This window comes from Streptomyces chisholmiae (genome assembly GCF_031845445.1).
Classification (GTDB): Bacteria; Actinomycetota; Actinomycetes; order Streptomycetales; family Streptomycetaceae; genus Streptomyces; species Streptomyces chisholmiae.
Genome location: NZ_JAVREO010000001.1, coordinates 294479 through 311534 on the forward strand (window position 1 = coordinate 294479; position 17056 = coordinate 311534).

Sequence of the window (17056 nt, forward strand, 5' to 3'; positions counted from 1 at the left end):
CTCGGCCGAGGGCACGCCCGGCACGACGAGGGGCGGCGACCGGACTCCCGGTCGCCGCCCCTCGCCCGCGTTCACCGCACCGTCAGCGGCTCCCCGCGCTCGTCCAGCAGCGCCCGGTCGCCCACCGGGGCGTCCAGGGTCACCTCGTCCACGTGCTGCTCGGCCATCATCACGCAGACCCGCTCCGGGTCCGGATCGACCACCGCGACCGTCAGCACCACCTCGTCGGCCGACTCCGTCGCCCGCACCTCGTACGTGTCGCAGACGCCGCCCCAGAAGTGCACCGTCAGGGTGTCCGTGTCGGAGGCGTGGCCGGCGACCCACAGCCCGCCGGTCGGCAGGGTGTCCGGCTCCACCGGCCCCACCTCGGCGCCGTCCGAGCCGTCCGCGACCCCCGGCTCGCTCCCGTCGCCCTCGCTCGGCTCGGCGCCGGCCTCGGCCGGCTCGCTGTCACCCGGCTCGGCGTCGCCCGGCTCCTCGGAGTCCACGGCGTCCCCGGCACCATCGGCGACCGGCCCGACCTGGTACTCCACCGCCGGCTCGGCCAGCGTCAGCCGCCGGCCGTCCGCCTCGTCGGTCCGGAACAGCCACGCCGGCACCAGCAGCGGCGACCCTTCCGACCACACCAACGAGAGCCCCAGCTCCGCGCTGACCGGCAGCGGCTCCACCGGCCCCGGCGTGGGCCGCGGGCAGTCCAGCGCCAGCTCCTCGGCCGCCTCACCCAAGGCCGGCGCCAGGCCGCCGGGCTCGGGCATCAGGCAGGGATCCCCGATCTCCCGGGCGGCCGCCGCCCCGGAACCCTCGTTGACCCGGGCCAGCGCCTCGGCGGCGCCCGTCACCGGCCGCTCCTCGCCCGCCGTCGGCACCCCGAGGCTGCCCGCCGCGGTCACCAGCCCGCCCCCGGGGCCGATGCCCAGCACGATCTCCATGCCGGCCACCGGCAGGCCGTCCACCAGCGGCTCGGCCCGCACCGTCCGGGTCGAGCCGGTCACCTCGCCGGCGTCGTACCCGCCGTCGTCGAGCGCCCCCGCCACCTCCTCGCCGAGCAGCTCGGCGAAGAGCGGCTCGGCCGTCGCCAGTGCCGTCTCCACCGAGGGCGCCGGCTCCCCGCCGGCCGGCGGCATCGCGTCCGACGAGACGCTGGCGTCCGGGTCGCCCGGGGCGGTCAGCGCACCGGCCCCGTCCACCGAGTAGACCCAGTGCCCCGGCGCCTCCTCGGCGACCAGCAGCCCGCCGGGCCGCCCGGTCTCCGGCGAGCCGGAGACCGACCAGCTGCCGCCGGCCGCCACCGGCTCGCCGTCCAGGCCGAGCGCGGCGGCCAGCTCCGCCACCCGCCCGGCGTCCACCCCCGGATCGTCGAAGTGGTAGACGGCGGCCGCGTCGGGCGCCGCCGGCGGCTCCCCGCGCAGCTCCAGCGGCCCCGCCACGGCCAGCGACTTCGCCGCCCCCTCGGCCGTCGGACCGTCCAGCGCCAGCGGCGCGTCGGCCGCCCCCGTGCCGCCGCCCTCCCTGGCCTGGCCGAGGCCGTACAGCCCACCGGCGAGCAGCACCACGGTGGCCGCCACGGCGGTCACCGCCGGCCAGCGCCGACGGGTCTCCTCAGGACTCTCCGCGTCCGTCACGGGCACGCTCCTCGGGTCGGTGACCTGGTTCAACTTTCTGACGACGGCCGGTCACCACCGGTTCCCCCGGGGTAGCCTGAGCCCTGACTTTCGCCGTCCTCATGGGGAGTGCCCGTGCGCATCGCCGTCTCAGGCTCCATCGCCAACGACCATCTGATGACCTTCCCCGGTCGGTTCGCCGACCAGTTGGTGGCCGACCAGCTGCACACGGTCTCGCTGTCCTTCCTGGTCGACGGGTTGGAGGTGCGACGTGGCGGGGTGGCCGCCAACATCTGCTTCGGCATGGGGCAGTTGGGCGCCCGGCCGATCCTGGTCGGCGCGGCCGGCGAGGACTTCGCCGAGTACCGGGCCTGGCTGGAGCGGCACGGCGTGGACACCGAGTCCGTGCGGATCTCGGAGATGCTGCACACCGCGCGCTTCGTCTGCACCACGGACGCCGACCACAACCAGATCGGCTCCTTCTACACCGGCGCCATGAGCGAGGCCCGGCTGATCGAGCTCCAGCTGGTCGCCGACCGGGTCGGCGGCCTCGACCTGGCGCACATCGGCGCCGACGACCCCGAGGCGATGCTCCGGCACACCGAGGAGTGCCGCACCCGCGGCATCCCGTTCGCCGCCGACTACTCGCAGCAGCTCGCCCGGATGGAGGGCGAGGAGCTGCGGCTGCTGACCGAGGGCGCCGCCTATCTCTTCAGCAACGAGTACGAGAAGGCCCTGATCGAGACCAAGACCGGCTGGTCGGCCGCCGAGGTGCTGGACCGGGTCGGCACCCGGGTCACCACGCTCGGCGGGCGCGGCGTGCGGGTGGAGCGCGCCGGCGAGGAGCCGATCGAGGTCGGCTGCCCCGAGGAGGAGTCCAAGGCCGACCCGACCGGCGTGGGCGACGGCTTCCGCGCCGGCTTCCTGTCCGGGCTCAGCTGGGGCGTCTCGCTGGAGCGGGCCGCCCAGCTCGGCTGCATGGTGGCCACCCTGGTGATCGAGACCGTCGGCACCCAGGAGTACACCCTCAACCGCGGCACCTTCGTCGACCGCTTCACCAAGGCGTACGGGAACGACGCGGCCGAGGAGATCCGGCCCTTCGTCCGCTGAGGACGCCGGCCCCTGGTGCGCCGGCCCGGCTCAGTCGAGCCGGCGCACCCGGTAGGCGAACTCCCGCTCCTCGCCCAGGTACTCCTGGCCGCGCATGTCGCACCAGGCCGGGATGTCCAGCCGGGCGGCCACGTCGTCGGCCAGCACCGTGACGGTGCCGCCGACCGGCACCCCGCCGATCGCCCTGGCCAGCTCGATCACCGGGATCGGGCAGCGCTTGCCGCGCGCGTCGATCACCAGCTCCGCCACCCCGGCCTCCGCCACCCCGGCCTCCGCCACCTCGGCGGCCGCCTCGGCCGGCGCCTCGGCCGGCGTGGCCACCGGCCCGGTCAGCTGGGCCCGCACCTCGGCCACCACCCCGGGCAGCACGTCGAGGAACCGGGCCACCGACTCCCGGCTGGTGCCGGGCGGCAGCGAGACCCGGACGTTTCCCTCCGACAACACTCCCATCGCCCGCAGCACGTGGCTGGGCGTCAGGGTGCTGGAGGTGCAGGACGAGCCCGAGGAGACGGAGAACCCGGCCCGGTCCAGCGCGTGCAGCAGCGTCTCGCCGTCGACATAGAGACACGAGAAGGTGACCAGGTGCGGGAGCCGGCGCTCCGGGTCGCCCACCACCTCCACGTCCGGCACCAGCTCCGGCACCCGCCGCCTGACCAGCTCCACCAGCGCCCGCAGCCGGGCCGCCTCGGCCTGGGCAGCGGCCCGGAAGGCGCGCAGCGAGGCCGCCGCCGCCACGATCCCCGGGATGTTCTCGAACCCCGGCACCCGGCCCGACTCCCGCTCGTCCACCGGGGCGGGCGGCGCGAACCTGGTGCCCTTGCGGACCGCCAGCAGCCCCACCCCGCCCGGGCCGCCCCACTTGTGCGCGCTGGCCGCCAGCAGCGACCAGTCGCCCGGCACCCGCCCCCAGGGCAGCGACTGCGCCGCGTCCACCAGCAGCGGCACCCCGGCCGCCCGGCAGGCCGCCGCGATCTCGGCCACCGGCTGTTCGGTGCCCACCTCGTGGTTGGCGGACTGCACACAGACCAGCGCGGCCGGCCCCGGCCCCGTGCCCAGCGCCGCCGTCACCGCCTCGGCCGGCACCCGGCCGGTCCTGGTCACCGGGATCTCGGCCACCTCGCCGCCAGCCGCCCGGTGCGCCTCGGCCGCGTGCAGCACCGCCGAGTGCTCGACGGCGGAGACCAACAGCCGCCGGCCGGCCCTCGCCCGGCCGGCGAGCGCCCCGGCGACGCCGCGGTGCGCCGCGGCGGTACCCGAAGAGGTGAACACCAACTCGTCCGGCCGGCAGCCGACCGCGTCGGCCGCCGTCTCCCGGGCCGCGTCCAGCAGCAGTCTGGCCCGCCGTCCCTCCCGGTGCGGGCGGGCCGGGTCGGCCCAGCCGTCCTCCACGGCCGCCAGCAGGGCCTGTTGGGCGACCGGGTGAAGCGGCAGCGCGGAGGCCGCGTCGAAGTAAGCCACTTCGCCACGCTAACAACCCCCACGAAAACCCCTTCGTGGGCCGGTGCGGCGCGTTGGGCACCCTCCCCGCGTGGCGCCCGGAAGCGTCCAGTAGGGTTTGGTCCGCATAAACATCCAAACCCTGCCCGTGCCAGGGCCGGCCCCGCTCCGTGCGATGGCAGCCCGGACATGGGCGAGACTCTCGGGAAGGCGCTACGTGAGTCCCAACGGCTCCGACCGCTCGTCGCGGCGCCCGATGCGGCGGATTCTGCCGCAGGCGCTGATCGCGGGCCTGGTCATGGCAACCGCGACAGGTTGCACATCCGAGGACTTCCCCCGACTCGGTATGCCCACCCCGGTCACGGAGGAGGCGCCCCGCATCCTGGCCCTGTGGCAGGGTTCCTGGGCCGCCGCACTGGTAACGGGCGTCCTGGTCTGGGGCCTGATCCTGTGGAGTGTCTTCTTCCACCGGCGGTCCAGGACCAAGGTCGAGGTTCCTCCGCAGAACCGGTACAACGTGCCCATCGAGGCGCTCTACACGCTCGTGCCGCTGATCATCGTGTCGGTGCTGTTCTACTTCACCGCGCGGGACCAGACCGAGCTGCTGGAGACCTCGGACGAGCCGGATCACGTGATCAACGTGGTCGGCTTCCAGTGGAGTTGGGCGTTCAACTACCTGGAGCCCGTCGGTCACTCCGACGAGTACGCCCAGGACGCCCCGGAACTGGCCTCCATCCCGGACCGGATGATGGACCGGGTCCCGGAGAACGCGGACGGGGTGTACGAGATCGGCACCCCGGCCGACCGTGACCCGGAGACCGGGAACCCCGGCCCGACGCTGGTCCTCCCCGAGGGTGAGACCGTGCAGTTCATCATCACCTCGCGGGACGTGGTGCACTCCTTCTGGGTGGTTCCGTTCCTGATGAAGCAGGACGCCATCCCGGGGCACACCAACTCCTTCGAGGTGACTCCGGACCGGCAGGGGACCTTCCTGGGCAAGTGCGCCGAGATGTGCGGCGTTGACCATTCCCGGATGCTCTTCAACGTCAGGGTGGTGTCGCCCGAGGAGTACGACGCCTACCTCCAGGACCTGGCGGAGAGGGGCCAGACCGGCTTCGCGCCGGCCGGCATCGAGCAGACCGAGGCCGCCGTGAACGCCGAGACCAACGAGGGCCGATCGTGACTTCCGTCGAGGAATCCTCCAGCGCGCTCACCGAAGCGTCGCACCAGGACCAGGCCGCGGCCCCGCCGCGGCGCACCAGGCACCGCGGCGCCGTGGTCGTGAAGTGGCTCACCACCACGGACCACAAGACCATCGGCACGATGTACCTGCTGACGTCGTTCCTCTTCTTCATCGTCGGCGGCGCGATGGCCCTCATCATGCGGGCCGAGCTGGCCAGGCCGGGCACCCAGGTCGTCTCGAACGAGCAGTTCAACCAGCTGTTCACCATGCACGGCACGATCATGCTGCTGCTCTTCGCGACCCCGCTCTTCGCCGGCTTCGCCAACTGGATGATGCCGCTCCAGATCGGCGCGCCCGACGTGGCGTTCCCCCGACTGAACATGCTGGCCTACTGGCTGTACCTGTTCGGCGGGCTGATCGCGGTCGGCGGCTTCCTCACCCCGCAGGGCGCGGCCAGCTTCGGCTGGTTCGCCTACTCGCCGCTCTCCGACGCGGTCAGGTCGCCCGGGGTCGGCGCCGACATGTGGGTGATGGGGCTGGCCCTGTCGGGCTTCGGCACCATCCTCGGCGCCGTCAACTTCATCACCACCATCATCTGCATGCGCGCCCCCGGCATGACCATGTTCCGGATGCCGATCTTCACCTGGAACGTGCTGCTGACCGGTGTGCTGATCCTGCTGGCCTTCCCGGTGCTGGCGGCGGCCCTCTTCGGGCTCGCGGCCGACCGGTTGTTCGGAGCACACATCTTCGACGCGGCCAACGGCGGCGCGATCCTGTGGCAACACCTCTTCTGGTTCTTCGGCCATCCAGAGGTGTACATCATCGCCCTGCCGTTCTTCGGCATCGTCTCCGAGATCATCCCGGTCTTCAGCCGGAAGCCGATCTTCGGCTACATCGGCCTGGTGGCGGCGACCATCACCATCGCCGGCCTCTCGGTGACGGTCTGGGCGCACCACATGTACGTCACCGGAGCGGTCCTCCTACCGTTCTTCTCCTTCATGACGTTCCTGATCGCGGTGCCGACCGGCGTGAAGTTCTTCAACTGGATCGGCACCATGTGGAAGGGGTCGCTCAGCTTCGAGACCCCGATGCTCTGGTCGATCGGCTTCCTGATCACCTTCCTCTTCGGTGGTCTGACCGGCGTCATCCTGGCCTCGCCGCCGCTCGACTTCCACGTCTCGGACAGCTACTTCGTGGTGGCCCACTTCCACTACGTGGTCTTCGGCACCGTCGTCTTCGCGATGTTCGCCGGCTTCCACTTCTGGTGGCCCAAGTGGACCGGCAAGATGCTGGACGAGCGGCTCGGCAAGATCACCTTCTGGACGCTCTTCGTCGGCTTCCACGGCACCTTCCTGGTGCAGCACTGGCTGGGCGCCGAGGGCATGCCCCGGCGGTACGCCGACTACCTGGCGGCCGACGGGTTCACCGCGCTCAACACCATCTCCACCATCAGCTCGTTCCTGCTGGGCATGTCGATGCTGCCGTTCATCTACAACGTCTGGAAGACGTGGAAGTACGGCGAGTACGTCAACACTGACGACCCCTGGGGCTACGGGCGGTCGCTGGAGTGGGCGACCTCCTCGCCCCCGCCGCGGCACAACTTCGTCACCCTGCCCAAGATCCGCTCCGAGTCGCCGGCCTTCGACCTGCACCACCCCGAGGTCGCCGCGCTCGACGAGTTGGAGAACGAGGCCCGCCACGAGGCCGAGGCACTCACCGGAAAGGAGGCCGGCGCGTGAGGATCCAGGGACACCTCTTCGCCTGGCTCGCCGTCTTCCTGCTGGCCGTCGCCGTCGTCTACGGCGTCTGGTCCAAGGAGCCGGTCGGCACCACGGCGCTCTTCCTCTCCTTCGCCCTGGCCGGCATGGTCGGCTTCTACCTGCTCTTCACCGCCCGCCGGGTGGACGTGGGCGCGCAGGACGACAAGGAGGCGGACGTCGCCGACGACGCCGGCGAGGTCGGCTTCTTCAGCCCGCACAGCTGGGCGCCGCTGCTGCTGGCCTTCGGGTCCGCGCTGGCCTTCCTCGGGCCGGTCTTCGGCTGGTGGTTCCTCTTCTTCACCCTGCCGGTGATGTTCATCGGTCTCTGGCTGTGGGTCTTCGAGTACTACCGCGGCGAGAACCAGACGCAGTGAGGTCGGCGGCCGCCGGCGCCCCACCGGGGGCCGGCGGCCCCGGTCGTGGTGGGCCCCCGGAGCGCGTGCTCCGGGGGCCCACCCGTTTGCGGGCAGCTACCGGGCCCTTTCGGGGCATTCTCCGTATTTTGTGGCTATGACCCTCTCAACGCGGACCGCGCTCCGGTGCTCCCTGATAGTCGCCCCCCTGCTGGCCGGTCTCACCGCGTGCGGTGGTGACGCCAGGTCACTGAGCGAGCAGCCCTACGACGCTCTGGAACACCTCTCCTTCGGCGGCGCCGGTGGCGCGGCCGAGGTCAACCCGGACGACCCGCTGAAGATCTCGGCCCGGGCCGCCGGCGCCCGGATCACCGACGTGGTGGCCACCGACTCGGCCGGCCGCCGGCTGGCCGGCGAGCTGTCCGCCGACGGCCGCGACTGGCGCAGCAGCGGCCCGCTGACCGCGGGCGTCGACTACACCGTCCAGGTGAGCACCGAGAACGGCGACGGCGCGCCCGGCCGGGGCGAGCACAGCTTCCGCACCGGCTCGTCCGAGGCGGACCGGGTGGACGTCACCTTCGGGCCGGACGCCGGCACCTACGGCGTGGGCCAGCCGATCACCGCCGAGCTGAGCGAGGAGGTCAGCGGCACCGCCGAGCGGGCCGTGGTGGAGGCGGCCCTCCAGGTCTCCAGCGAGCCCGAGGTGGAGGGCGCCTGGCACTGGGTGGACGACAAGGAGCTGCACTACCGGCCGCGCGAGTACTGGCCGGCCAACACCAGGATCTCGGTCAGCTCGCAGCTGGCCGGCGTCCCCATAGCCGACGGACTGCGGGGCGGCGAGGCCGAGACGGTGGAGCTGCGCACCGGGGACCGGGTGGAGGCGGTCGCCGACATCAGCGCCCACACCATGACCGTCTACCAGGACGGCGAGGCGATCCGGACGGTGCCCATCACCACCGGCAAGGAGGGCTTCCGCACCAGGAACGGCAAGAAGGTCGTCCTCGGCCAGGAGCCCAACGTGCGGATGACCGGCACCAGCATCGGCATCCCGGCCGGCAGCGCCGAGTCCTACGACATGGACGTGCAGTGGGCCACCCGCCTGACGTGGAGCGGCGAGTACGTGCACGGCGCCCCGTGGTCGGCGGCCTCACACGGCTCGGCCAACGTCAGCCACGGCTGCACCGGCATGAGCACCGAGAACGCGGAGTGGTTCTTCGACCTGATCAAGCCGGGCGACGTGGTGGAGCACGTCAACGGCGACGGCGAGGACATGGCCCCGTTCGGCAACGGCTTCGGCGAGTGGAACCTCTCCTGGGAGGAGTGGCTGGCCGGCAGCGCCCTGGCCGAGCAGGGCGACGACCACGCCCAGCCCACGGCGGGACGGCTGCGTCCGAGCGTCTGACGCTCACGCGCCGCCCGCCGCGGGGGAGGGGCTGACGGCCGGGCGAACGGCCCTCAGGCGGCCGCGGAGAGCTGCTGGCGCAGCAGGCCGGTCAGGGCCTCGGTCAGCTCCGCCGGATCGATCGGGTGCGCCACGGCGGCCTCGGCGCGGCTCCAGGTGGCCAGCCAGGCGTCCTGTGCCCGCCCGATCAGCAGCAGCACCGGCGGGCACTCGAAGACCTCGTCCTTGATCTGCCGGCAGACGCCCATCCCGCCGGCCGGCGAGGTCTCGCCGTCCAGGACGCACAGGTCCACGCCGCCGTCCGCGAGTGCCGAGAGCACCGCCGGCAGGGTGGCGCACTCCAGGTACTCGATGGCGGGCAGGTCCGTGGCCGGCCGGGTGCCGGCGGCGAGCCGCACCTGCTCCCGGGTGTTGACGTCGTCGCTGTAGACCAGGACCGTGACGCTGCGCTGCATCGTTCCTCCGCCGACTGGGGTTCTCCTTGCGCGGGATGCTACTCCGTCCGGCCGTACTTGAGGCAGAGGGAAGGGTCGTTGACACACCGAACCCCACCCCCGGGACAACGGCCGGAAAACGGCCCGACATAATGACGGGCGTGGCGACAGCAACAGCAGTAGACACCGGGCACGCGATCCCCTCGGTCAACCGGCCGAACGTCACCTCTGTGGGGACGGTCATCTGGCTGAGTTCCGAGCTGATGTTCTTCGCGGCCCTCTTCGCGATGTACTTCACCCTTCGTTCGGTGATGGGCCCCGAGTACTGGCAGGAGAGCGCGGAGTCGCTCAACCTGCCCTTCTCGTTGACCAACACGACGATCCTGGTGCTCTCCTCGGTGACGTGCCAGCTGGGCGTCTTCGCCGCCGAGCGGGGTGATGTCAAGAGGCTTCGGCTCTGGTTCGTGATCACCTTCGCGATGGGCGCGATCTTCGTCGGCGGACAGATCACCGAGTACGTCGAGCTGGTGGCCCACGAGGGCGTCACGCTGGCCTCCGGTCCGTACGGGTCGGCCTTCTACCTGACGACCGGCTTCCACGGCCTCCACGTGCTGGGCGGGCTGTTCGCCTTCCTGTTCGTCCTCGCCAGGACCTACGCCGCCCGCCGCTTCACGCACGAGCAGGCCACCACCGCCATCGTGGTGTCGTACTACTGGCACTTCGTCGACGTGGTGTGGATCGGCCTCTTCGCCACCATCTACCTGATCAAGTAACACCCAACGCCGCACCGGACGTTTGTTCCCAGCACCGACGCAGAAGATCCTGACACCGGGGTAATCCGTGAAAAAGCTCTCCGCACGACGGCGCCATCCACTGGCGGTGTTTGTCGTCCTCCTCATCGCGCTGGCGGCCACCGGGGGGCTGTACACCGCGTTCGCGCCCGCCGACGAGGCACAGGCCGGCAACACCGCGGCCCAGTCCCTCGCCATCGAGGAGGGTGACGCGCTCTACCAGGTCGGCTGCTCCAGCTGCCACGGCCGGTCAGGTGAGGGCGGCAGCGACGGCCCCAGCCTGGTGGGCGTGGGCCCCGCCGCGGTCCACTTCCAGGTCGGCACCGGCCGCATGCCGATGGCGAACCCGGGCGCCCAGGCGCCGGAGAAGCCGCGCGTCTACACCGACGACGAGATCACCCAGCTCGCCGCCTTCATCGGCTCGCTCGGCCCCGGCCCGGCCATCCCCGACGTCTCCGCCTACGACCCGGCGGACGGTGACGCGGCCCGCGGTGGTGAGCTGTTCCGCACCAACTGCGCGCAGTGCCACAACTTCACCGGCCAGGGCGGCGCCCTGACGCACGGGAAGTTCGCCCCCGAGCTGACCGACGTGGACCCGATCTACATCTACGAGGCCATGCTGACGGGTCCGCAGAACATGCCGTCGTTCCCCGACTCCGTGCTCCCCGAGCAGGAGAAGCGGGACATCATCGCCTGGCTCGACGCGGTCAACACCTCGGAGTCCCCCAACCCCGGCGGCTTCTCGCTCGGCGGGTTCGGCCCGGTCAGCGAGGGGCTCTTCGCCTGGACCTTCGGCATCGGCGCCCTGGTCGCGCTGACCGTCTGGATCGGGGCCAGGAGCGCTAAGGCCAGGAAGTCATGAGCGATCGCGAGAACGACAACTCCCCCGAACCCAAAGAAACGGAAACGCGAAAAGACGTGTCCGACGATCACCTCCCCGGTGAGCGGCGCTCGGGTGAACTGGCGGGGTCGGACGACCCGTTCGCCGACCCGGGGCTGCCTCCGCACGAACCCCGGCGGCAGGACATCGACGAGCGTGCCGCCAAGCGCTCCGAGCGCACGGTGGCCCTCCTGTTCACCGTCTCGATGCTGGCCACCATCGGCTTCATCGTGTCCTACGTGGCCATCCCGATCGACCGGATCGTCTACATCTGGCCGATCGGGCACATCAGCGGGCTCAACTTCGCGCTGGGCCTGACCCTGGGCCTCGCGCTCTTCTGCATCGGCGCTGGCGCCATCCACTGGGCCCGCACCCTGATGTCCGACGAGGAGCGCTCCGAGGAGCGGCACGCGGTCACCGCGACCCCCGAGGTCAAGGCCCACGTGCTGGAGGAGTTCCGGAAGGGTGCCGAGGAGTCCGGGATCGGGCGGCGCAAGCTGGTGCGCAACACCATGCTCGGCGCGATGGCCCTGGTGCCGCTCTCCGGCGTGGTGCTGCTGCGTGACCTCGGGCCGCTGCCCGAGGACAAGCTGCGGCGCACCGCCTGGCGCGAGGGCTCGTTGATCGTCAACGAGAACACCGGTGAGCCGCTGCGGCCCGAGGACATCCAGGTCGGCTCGCTGACCCAGGCGATGCCCAGCGACATCGACCACCACGACCACGACTTCCACGCGGAGATCGCCAAGGCCGCGGTGATGCTGGTCCGGCTGGAGCCCGAGGACATCAAGGACCAGCGGTCGGCGGACTGGGGGCACGAGGGCATCCTCTGCTTCTCCAAGATCTGCACCCACATCGGCTGCCCCGCCACGCTCTACGAGCAGCAGACCCACCACGCGCTCTGCCCGTGCCACCAGTCCACCTTCGACCTCTCGGACGGTGCGCGCGTGCTCTTCGGCCCGGCGGGCCACCCCCTGCCGCAGCTGCGGATCACGGTGAACGACGAAGGCTTCCTCCAGGCGCTCGGCGACTTCGAGGAGCCCCCCGGCCCGAGCTTCTGGGAGCGCGGATGAGTACGGCAACGGAACCCCGGAAGAGCAGCTCCCGGGGCAAGGCCCCGGCGGGCGAGAAGGTCGCCGACTGGGCCGACGGCCGGCTGGGCATCTACAGCCTGGCCAAGGCCAACATGCGGAAGATCTTCCCCGACCACTGGTCGTTCCTGCTCGGTGAGATCTGCCTGTTCAGCTTCATCATCATCCTGCTGACCGGCGTCTACCTGACCCTGTTCTTCGTGCCGAGCATGGCGCACGTGGAGTACACCGGGTCGTTCGCGCCGATGCAGGGCGTGATGATGTCCGAGGCCTACGCCTCGACCCTGGACATCAGCTTCGACGTGCGCGGCGGCCTGCTGGTCCGGCAGATCCACCACTGGGCGGCGCTGCTGTTCGTGGTCGGCATCTTCATGCACATGATGCGGGTGTTCTTCACCGGCGCCTTCCGCAAGCCGCGCGAGGTCAACTGGCTCTTCGGCTTCCTGCTGCTGGTGCTGGCGGTCTTCACCGGACTCACCGGCTACTCGCTCCCGGACGACCTGCTCTCCGGCGTCGGCATCCGGTTCATGGAGGGCGCGATCCTGGCGGTGCCGGTGGTCGGCACCTACCTCCAGATGTTCATCTTCGGCGGCGAGTTCCCCGGGTACGACATCATCCCCAGGTTCTTCGTGGCGCACGTGCTGCTGTTGCCCGGCATCATGCTGGGCCTGGTGGTGGCGCACCTGATCCTGATCGTGTACCACAAGCACACCCACTACGCGGGTCCCGGCCGGACCAACGACAACGTGGTCGGCATGCCGCTGCTGCCGGTGTACATGGCCAAGGCCGGAGGCTTCTTCTTCCTGGTCTTCGGTGTGATCACGATCATCGCGGCCACCGTCACCATCAACCCGGTCTGGGTGCTCGGCCCGTACCGGCCCGACCAGATCTCCACCAACGCCCAACCGGACTGGTACCTGGGCTTCTCCGAGGGTCTGGTCCGGATGATGCCCGGCTGGGAGTGGGTGATCCCGGGCGGCTACACGCTGAACTTCGGCCTGTTGGTGCCGCTGGCGGTCTTCCCCGGCCTGCTGGCCGTGATGGGGCTCTACCCGTTCTTCGAGTCCTGGGTCACCAAGGACCCCCGCGAGCACCACATCGCGGAGCGCCCGCGGAACAACCCGACCAGGACGGGCTTCGGCATGGCCTGGCTGACCGCCTTCGCGGTGGCCATGCTGGCCGGTGGCAACGACCTGTGGGCGACGCACTTCCACCTCTCCATCAACGCCATCACCTGGTTCTGTCGGATCGGTTTCTTCGTCCTGCCGGTGCTGGTCTTCTTCGCCACCCGCAGGATCTGCCTGGGGCTCCAGCGCAGGGACGCGGAGAAGGTGCTGCACGGGCGGGAGTCCGGCATCATCAAGCGGCTGCCGCACGGCGAGTTCGTCGAGGTGCACGCCCCGCTGTCGCAGGAGCAGCTCTACACGCTCACCGCGCACGAGCAGCAGAAGCCACTGGACCTCGGCCCGAGCACCGACAAGAACGGTGTCCGGCGGCCGATCAACCCGGTGGAGCGGGTGCGGGCCCGGTTCAGCAAGGCGTACTTCGGCGACCAGGCGCAGATCGCCAAGCCGACCCGCGAGGAGTACAAGGCCATCACGGAGAGCCACGACGAGCACCACTGACGTCGTTGGCCTCCGGGCCGGCCCGTTCCGGTGCGCCGGCCGCGGCCGGCCGTGGCCGATCGTCCGGGGATCGAACGCCCCGCCCCGCCGGTCGGTGGCCGCGGCTAGGCTTCGTGCACGGTGATCGGCGGGGTTCCCGTCCGCCGGTGCCGCCCGTTTCCGATCCAGCTGACTCGCCAGGAGTGATTCCCATGAGCGTTGTGACCCCCGCCGGAGGCGACACCGGGGCGGCGCGCACCTGGCCGGACGTGCTCAGCACGCTGCTCGCCGGCCGGGACCTGTCCAGCGGGGACACCGCCTGGGCGATGGAGCGGATCATGTCGGGCGACGCCAGCGACGTGCAGATCGCCGGCTTCGCCGTGGCGCTGCGGGCCAAGGGCGAGACGGTCGAGGAGGTCACCGGGCTGGTCGAGGCGATGTACCGGCACGCCAACGTGATCGAGGTGCCGGGCCGGGCGTTGGACATCGTGGGCACCGGCGGCGACCGGGCCCGGACGGTCAACATCTCCACCATGTCGGCGATCGTGGTGGCCGGCACCGGTGCGCGGGTGGTCAAGCACGGCAACCGGGCGGCCTCCAGCGCCAGCGGCGCCACCGACGTGCTGGAACAGCTCGGCGTCAACCTGGACCTGACGCCGGTGCGGGTGGCCGAGGTGGCGTTGGAGGCCGGCATCACCTACTGTCCCGCGGTGCTCTTCCACCCGGCGCTGCGGCACGCGGGCACCGCCAGGAAGGGGCTGGGGGTGGCCACCTTCTTCAACTTCCTCGGCCCGCTGACCAACCCGGCCCGGGTGGCGGCGCAGGCCACCGGCGTCGCGGACGCCAGGATGGCGCCGATCCTCGCCGGGGTGCTGGCCGAACGGGGCAGCTCGGCGCTGGTGTTCCGGGGCGACGACGGGCTGGACGAGCTGACCGTGACCAGCACCTCGACGGTGTGGGTGGTGCGGGACGGCAAGGTGACCGAGGAGTCCTTCGACCCGCGGTCGGTCGGCGTCGAGCTGGCGCCGGTCGAGGCGCTGCGCGGCGCGGACGCCGCGTACAACGCGGCGGTGGCGCGGCGGGTGCTGGCCGGCGAGCGGGGGCCGGTGCGGGACGCGGTCCTGCTGAACTCGGCGGCCGGCCTGGCCGCGTTGGAGGGCGGCGACGCCCCGCTCACCGAGCGGATCTCGGCCGGCATGGCCCGGGCCGCCGAGTCCATCGACTCGGGCGCGGCCGGCGCGGCGCTGGAGCGCTGGATCGCCACCACCCGCCGGTGACCGGCGCCCGTTCGGGCCCGGCGGCGCGGTCGCGGGGCCCGAACGGGCGGGTCGGGGCCCCGGGGCCCCGCCGAACGGGGCTCAGGAGTCCAGGCCGATGGCGAACGCCGCCTCCAGGTCGTGCTGCGAGTAGGTGCGGAACGCGATGTGCGTCTCCGTCGCCTCCACGCCGGGGATCTTGCTCAGCCGGGCCGGGATGACCTCGGCCAACTGCTCGTGCTCCCGCACCCGGACCAGGGCGATCAGGTCGTGCGGCCCGGTGACCGAGTAGACCTCACTGACCCCCTCCAGGGCCGCGATCTGCTCCGCGACCTCCGGAACGCGGTCCACGCTGGTCTTGATGAGCACGATCGAAGTGATCACGGCTGCGCCTCATTTCCGGATTCGGTGGTCGCCTACGCAGGCCACACCCTAGCTCCCGGGCGACGCGGCCGGGCCGCCCGGCCGGGGCCCGCAGACGCGGCGCGTACCAGGCCGTAGGGTGAACCCGAATGTGACGGGGATACGCGATGACGGTGAGGTCCGGCCGGCCGGCCGGCCCCGGACCGACGGATGGTGTGCAGCGGTGGTCGAACCCACGGACGGTGCGGAGGCCAGGGACGGGGCGGAGCCCGAGCCCGAGCCCGCGGAGCCGGCCGAGATCCTCGACCGCCCGCTGCCCGAGCGGGTCAGGGGGCGGGTGATCCAGCTGGCCGGGGACGCCTTCGACGGTCTGACGCTCGCCGAGCTGCCGAACACGCTGCGGCAGTTCGCCCGGTTCACCCCACCCCGTCGGGTGAAGTTCGGCGGTTCGGCGATGGCGGCGGCGCTGGAGTCCGACACCTTCTTCCGGCACCGGGTGGCCGCGGTGCTGCGGGCGGCGCAGCCGGAGTTGGTCGAGGCGGTCGAGCGGGGCGCGCCGCCGCCGGCGGCCGACCCGGTGGAGGTGGCGGCGGCGGCCTTCCTGCTGCGGCCGGCCGGCTGGCCCAAGCTGGTGGCCGCGGCCGGCGAGGAGGCGCACCGGGTGCAGGCCGAGCGGGCCGGCCAGGAGCGGGAGCGGGAGCTGGCCGAGCTGCGCGCCGAGCTGGCCGGGCTGCGCGGCGCGGCCCGGGACGAGCAGGAGCGGCTGCGGGCCGAGTTGGAGGCCAGCCGCAAGGAGTCCGACGCCCTGCACCGGAAGTTGCGCAGTGCCCAGGCCGACGTGCGGCGCGGCGAGGCCGCGGTCCGCAAGCTGCGCGCCGAGTTGGACGAGGTGCGGTCGGCGGCCGAGGCGGCCAGGACGGCGGGGGAGAGCGAGGCCCGGCGGCTGCGCGGGCGGCTGGCCAGGGCGGAGGCGGCGCTGGAGGCCAGTCGGCGTTCGGTCCGGGAGGACCGGGGCATCGAGGACACCAGGCTGCGGCTGCTGTTGGACACCGTGCTGGACGCGACGCAGGGCCTGCGCCGGGAGTTGGCGCTGCCGCCGGCTAGGCAGGGGCAGCTCCCGGCGGAGACGGTGGCCGCGGTGCGGCCGGGCGAGCCGGGGCCGGGCGACATCGCGCGGCGCGCGCTGGCCGGGGACGATCCGGCGGTGCTGGACCAGCTGTTGGCGCTGCCACAGGCGCACCTGGTGGTGGACGGCTACAACGTGACCAAGACGGGTTACCCGCAGCTGCCGTTGGAGCGGCAGCGGGCGCGGCTGATGCGCGGGCTCGCGGTGTTGGCCGCGCAGAGCGGCGCCGAGATGACCTGCGTCTTCGACGGCGCGGAGCTGGCGGCGCCGGTGCTGCTGACGCCGCCGCGCGGGGTGCGGGTGCTGTTCAGCCCGGCGGGCGAGACGGCGGACGAGCTGATCCGGCAGTTGGTGCGGGCCGAGCCGGTGGGCCGCCCGGTGGTGGTGGTCTCCAGCGACCGGGAGGTGGCGGACGGGGTGGCCCGCTCGGGCGCCTGGCCGGCCGCGGCGACGCTGTTGCTCAACCGGCTGGCCCGGGTCTGACCCCGGCCGGCCGCCCGGTGCGGGGTGCCGCTGGCCGAACGGTGGTTCGGTCCGGCCGGACGCGGGTACCGGAGGGGTCCGTGGGCTTCGCGCGTCGGGTGGTTCGGGGCGAGTTGGCCGGGTGGGCGCGGGATGCGCCGCTTCGCGCCGCTGGCGTGGCTTGTTGACGGTTTGTTGGGTACGGA

Annotated in this window: 15 protein-coding genes; 11 read left to right on the forward strand and 4 right to left on the reverse strand. The window is 72.2% G+C overall.

Annotated features, from left to right (window positions below):
• Nucleotides 1–71: 71 nt before the first annotated feature.
• Complete coding sequence (locus RM844_RS01290) at nucleotides 72–1622, reverse strand: hypothetical protein (protein WP_311663648.1); 1551 nt, start codon at nucleotides 1620–1622, stop codon at nucleotides 72–74.
• A gap of 114 nt (nucleotides 1623–1736) precedes the next feature.
• On the opposite strand from RM844_RS01290, the gene RM844_RS01295 reads away from it, so the two are divergent.
• The gene (locus tag RM844_RS01295; protein ID WP_311663649.1) at nucleotides 1737–2711 is read left to right on the forward strand and encodes a carbohydrate kinase family protein; all 975 of its coding nucleotides are present in this window, start codon (nucleotides 1737–1739) and stop codon (nucleotides 2709–2711) included.
• A gap of 30 nt (nucleotides 2712–2741) precedes the next feature.
• Here the strand turns inward: RM844_RS01295 and RM844_RS01300 are convergent, their stop codons facing one another.
• The gene (locus RM844_RS01300; protein ID WP_311663650.1) at nucleotides 2742–4169 is read right to left on the reverse strand and encodes a cysteine desulfurase/sulfurtransferase TusA family protein; all 1428 of its coding nucleotides are present in this window, start codon (nucleotides 4167–4169) and stop codon (nucleotides 2742–2744) included.
• 196 nt (nucleotides 4170–4365) lie between these two features.
• Here RM844_RS01300 and ctaC point away from each other — a divergent pair, with 196 nt between their 5' ends.
• The 4 genes from ctaC (at nucleotide 4366) to RM844_RS01320 (ending at nucleotide 8846) form a co-directional block, all read left to right on the forward strand.
• Nucleotides 4366–5331, forward strand: coding sequence for an aa3-type cytochrome oxidase subunit II (ctaC, locus tag RM844_RS01305; protein WP_311663651.1), 966 nt, complete (start codon nucleotides 4366–4368; stop codon nucleotides 5329–5331).
• 92 nt (nucleotides 5332–5423) lie between these two features.
• Complete coding sequence (ctaD, locus tag RM844_RS01310) at nucleotides 5424–7070, forward strand: aa3-type cytochrome oxidase subunit I (protein ID WP_311664308.1); 1647 nt, start codon at nucleotides 5424–5426, stop codon at nucleotides 7068–7070.
• Nucleotides 7067–7465: a cytochrome c oxidase subunit 4 gene (locus RM844_RS01315; RefSeq protein ID WP_311663653.1), complete on the forward strand. Its 399-nt coding sequence runs from the start codon at nucleotides 7067–7069 to the stop codon at nucleotides 7463–7465. The genes ctaD and RM844_RS01315 overlap by 4 nt, the downstream gene beginning before the upstream one ends.
• 130 nt (nucleotides 7466–7595) lie before the next feature.
• Nucleotides 7596–8846 carry a L,D-transpeptidase gene (locus RM844_RS01320; protein WP_394814384.1) on the forward strand — a complete coding sequence of 417 codons (1251 nt, stop codon included), beginning with the start codon at nucleotides 7596–7598 and terminating at the stop codon, nucleotides 8844–8846.
• Between the two features lie 53 nt (nucleotides 8847–8899).
• Here RM844_RS01320 and RM844_RS01325 read toward each other — a convergent pair whose 3' ends face one another.
• A complete protein-coding gene (locus RM844_RS01325) occupies nucleotides 8900–9301 on the reverse strand; it encodes a response regulator (RefSeq protein WP_311663657.1) in 402 nt (133 codons plus the stop codon).
• Between the two features lie 131 nt (nucleotides 9302–9432).
• On the opposite strand from RM844_RS01325, the gene ctaE reads away from it, so the two are divergent.
• The 5 genes from ctaE to trpD all read left to right on the forward strand — a co-directional run bounded on the left by ctaE (nucleotide 9433) and on the right by trpD (nucleotide 14920).
• Nucleotides 9433–10053, forward strand: coding sequence for an aa3-type cytochrome oxidase subunit III (ctaE, locus tag RM844_RS01330; RefSeq protein ID WP_311663659.1), 621 nt, complete (start codon nucleotides 9433–9435; stop codon nucleotides 10051–10053).
• A 67-nt stretch (nucleotides 10054–10120) separates the two neighbouring features.
• On the forward strand, nucleotides 10121–10933 hold the full coding sequence (gene qcrC / locus RM844_RS01335) for a cytochrome bc1 complex diheme cytochrome c subunit (protein ID WP_311663661.1): 813 nt from the start codon (nucleotides 10121–10123) through the stop codon (nucleotides 10931–10933).
• On the forward strand, nucleotides 10930–12021 hold the full coding sequence (gene qcrA / locus RM844_RS01340) for a cytochrome bc1 complex Rieske iron-sulfur subunit (RefSeq protein WP_311663663.1): 1092 nt from the start codon (nucleotides 10930–10932) through the stop codon (nucleotides 12019–12021). Before qcrC ends, qcrA begins: the two co-directional genes overlap by 4 nt.
• The gene (qcrB, locus tag RM844_RS01345) at nucleotides 12018–13664 is read left to right on the forward strand and encodes a cytochrome bc1 complex cytochrome b subunit (RefSeq protein ID WP_311663665.1); all 1647 of its coding nucleotides are present in this window, start codon (nucleotides 12018–12020) and stop codon (nucleotides 13662–13664) included. The genes qcrA and qcrB overlap by 4 nt, the downstream gene beginning before the upstream one ends.
• A gap of 191 nt (nucleotides 13665–13855) precedes the next feature.
• Nucleotides 13856–14920 (forward strand): anthranilate phosphoribosyltransferase, encoded by a 1065-nt coding sequence (gene trpD / locus RM844_RS01350; protein ID WP_311663667.1) that lies wholly within the window; start codon nucleotides 13856–13858, stop codon nucleotides 14918–14920.
• An 81-nt stretch (nucleotides 14921–15001) separates the two neighbouring features.
• Here trpD and RM844_RS01355 read toward each other — a convergent pair whose 3' ends face one another.
• Entirely contained in the window at nucleotides 15002–15283 is a 282-nt protein-coding gene (locus RM844_RS01355; RefSeq protein ID WP_311663669.1) for an Lrp/AsnC family transcriptional regulator, read from the reverse strand.
• 202 nt (nucleotides 15284–15485) lie between these two features.
• Between RM844_RS01355 and RM844_RS01360 the strand changes: the two genes are divergently transcribed.
• Entirely contained in the window at nucleotides 15486–16871 is a 1386-nt protein-coding gene (locus RM844_RS01360; protein WP_394814386.1) for an NYN domain-containing protein, read from the forward strand.
• The last annotated feature ends 185 nt before the right edge of the window (nucleotides 16872–17056 follow it).

Excerpts from the sequence above, each read along its gene's own strand:
- trpD (WP_311663667.1), top strand. The coding sequence starts at position 13,856 with ATGAGCGTTGTGACCCCCGCCGGAGGCGACACCGGGGCGGCGCGCACC.
- qcrB (WP_311663665.1), top strand. The coding sequence starts at position 12,018 with ATGAGTACGGCAACGGAACCCCGGAAGAGCAGCTCCCGGGGCAAGGCC.
- qcrA (WP_311663663.1), top strand. The coding sequence starts at position 10,930 with ATGAGCGATCGCGAGAACGACAACTCCCCCGAACCCAAAGAAACGGAA.
- ctaE (WP_311663659.1), top strand. The coding sequence starts at position 9,433 with ATGACGGGCGTGGCGACAGCAACAGCAGTAGACACCGGGCACGCGATC.
- RM844_RS01325 (WP_311663657.1), bottom strand. The coding sequence starts at position 9,301 with ATGCAGCGCAGCGTCACGGTCCTGGTCTACAGCGACGACGTCAACACC.